Origin of the sequence: Streptomyces sp. 4F14 (assembly GCF_048159485.1) — a bacterium.
Classification (GTDB): domain Bacteria; phylum Actinomycetota; class Actinomycetes; order Streptomycetales; family Streptomycetaceae; genus Streptomyces.
Map to the genome: position 1 here is coordinate 1 of NZ_JBLRVY010000069.1, position 2,488 is coordinate 2,488.

The following is a 2,488-nucleotide window of genomic DNA, read 5'->3' on the forward strand; positions in this document are numbered from 1 at the left end:
TGGACGACGGGACGGTCACGTCGTTGACGCCGGAGCGGGTGGATACCGTGATGCGTCCGAAGGCGGACGCGGCGTGGTACCTGCACGAAGCGACCGCCGGACTGGACCTGGCCGCATTCATCCTGTTCTCGTCTGTGGCGGGTGTGTTCGGTGGAGCTGGAGTGGCGGGGTACGCGGCGGCGAACTCCGTGCTGGACGCGATGGCTCAACAGTGTGCCGCCCGCGGCGAGCCCGTCGTATCGCTGGCCTGGGGCTTGTGGGGCGATGCCAGCGGCATGATGGGGCGTCTGGGCCAGACCGACCTGGTCCGGTTCGGCCGGGCCGGGGTGCGTGCGATGTCGGCGGCGGAGGGGCTGGCGCTGTTCGATCTGGCCTGTCGGCGCCCGGAAGCGCACCTGGCCCCGGTCGGGCTCGAACTGTCGCGACACAATGGGGCCGAGCCGGTGCCGCCGCTGTTGCGGGACCTGGTGAGTGTTGGTGGGCGGGCCCGGCCGGTCGCCCGTGCGGGCGTGCAGGACGGCTCAGATCTGGCCGGGCGGCTGACCGGCCTGACCGCCGATGACCAGCAGCAGCTGCTTCTCGATCTGGTACGTGGCCACGTCGCCCCGGTTCTCGGGCATGCCTCTGCGCAGGACATCGAGCCTGAGAAGGCGTTCCGGGACATGGGCTTCGACTCGCTGACGACGGTGGAGTTGCGCAACCGGCTGGCAACGGCGACGGGGCTCCGGCTGCCCGCGACGTTGGCATTCGACCACCCGACAGTGTCGCGGCTGGCCACCTACCTGCGGCAGCGGCTGACTGACACGGTCGAGGCCGTGTCGGTGACACCAGTGACCACGGCGGTGGTCGACGAGCCGATCGCCATCGTCGGGATGGGCTGCCGGTTCCCCGGCGGAGTGGAGAGCCCTGAGCAACTGTGGGCCCTGCTCACGGGCGGTGTCGACGCCATCTCGGCGTTCCCGACACAGCGTGGCTGGGATCTGACCGGCGATGGTTTCGCCCAGATGGGTGGGTTCCTCCATGGGGCGGCGGAGTTTGATGCGGGGTTCTTCGGGATCTCGCCGCGTGAGGCGTTGGCGATGGATCCGCAGCAGCGGTTGCTGCTGGAGACAACCTGGGAGGCGCTGGAACGGGCCGGCATCGACCCGAGCCTGTTGAAGGGCAGCAGGACCGGGGTCTTCGTGGGCGGGTCCGGTTCGGGTTACGAGGCTGTCGGGGGCGCCTCGGGTGATGTCGAGGGCTACATGCTGACCGGTGGCGCGAGCAGTGTGTTGTCGGGCCGGATCGCGTACACGCTAGGGCTGGAAGGGTCTGCGGTCACGGTGGACACGGCGTGTTCGTCATCGCTGGTGGCGCTGCATCTCGCGGTCCAGGCGCTGCGGTCCGGTGAATGTGATCTGGCATTGGCCGGTGGTGTGACAGTGATGGCCACGCCAGGGGTCTTTGCAGGGTTCGCCATTCAGGGCGGGCTGGCGAGCGATGGCCGCTGCAAGGCGTTCTCCGCGACCGCTGATGGGGTCGGGCTCGCGGAAGGCGCCGGGTTGTTGGTGGTGGAGCGGTTGTCGGATGCCCGGCGTAAGGGGCATCGGGTGTTGGCGGTGGTGCGCGGTTCGGCGATCAATCAGGACGGCGCCTCGAACGGGCTGACCGCGCCGAACGGCCCGTCCCAGCAGCGCGTGATCCGTCAGGCGTTGGCCAGCGCCGGCGTGGCTGCGGCTGAGGTGGACGTGGTGGAAGCCCACGGCACCGGCACCCGGCTGGGGGATCCGATCGAGGCCCAGGCGTTGCTGGCGACCTACGGGCAGGACCGGGATCGTCCGCTGTGGCTGGGGTCGCTGAAGTCGAACATCGGTCACACCCAAAGCGCGGCGGGAGTGGCCGGTGTGATGAAGATGGTGCTGGCGATGCGGCGGGGTGTGTTGCCGAGGACGTTGCATGTGGATGAGCCGAGCCCGGTGGTGGACTGGTCGGCTGGTGCGGTGGAGTTGTTGACGGAGCAACAGCCGTGGCCGGTGGTGGACCGGCCGTGGCGGGCAGGTGTGTCCTCGTTCGGGATCAGTGGCACCAATGCCCACGTGATCCTGGAGCAGGCCCCTGGACTTGAACAGGCCCCCGCTCCGGCGCCTGCTCCTTCGGTGGTGCCGTGGGTGTTGTCCGCTGGGTCGGAGTCGGGGTTGCGGGACCAGGCGCGGCGGCTTGCGGTGCATGTGGAGGCGGATGCGGGGCTGGATCCGGTGGAGGTGGGTGCGGCGTTGGTGTCGACCCGGGCGAGTTTCGGGCGTCGTGCGGTGGTTCTGGGTGCGGACCGGGACGAGTTGTTGCAGGGGCTGCGTGGGTTGGCGGATGGTGAGCCGGGTGCTGGTGTGGTGACGGGGGTGGCCGGTGACAGTGGCAGGACGGCGTTTTTGTTTACGGGGCAGGGTGTGCAGTGGGTGGGGATGGGGCGGGGGTTGGTGGGGGAGTTTCCGGTGTTTGCTGAGGCGTTCGG

At 69.5% G+C, this 2,488-nt stretch carries 1 protein-coding gene; it reads left to right on the forward strand.

The features are described from left to right. The coding region (locus ACLZOT_RS49620; protein WP_416975932.1) for a beta-ketoacyl synthase N-terminal-like domain-containing protein at positions 1 to 2,488 on the forward strand (2,488 nt) is incomplete at both ends.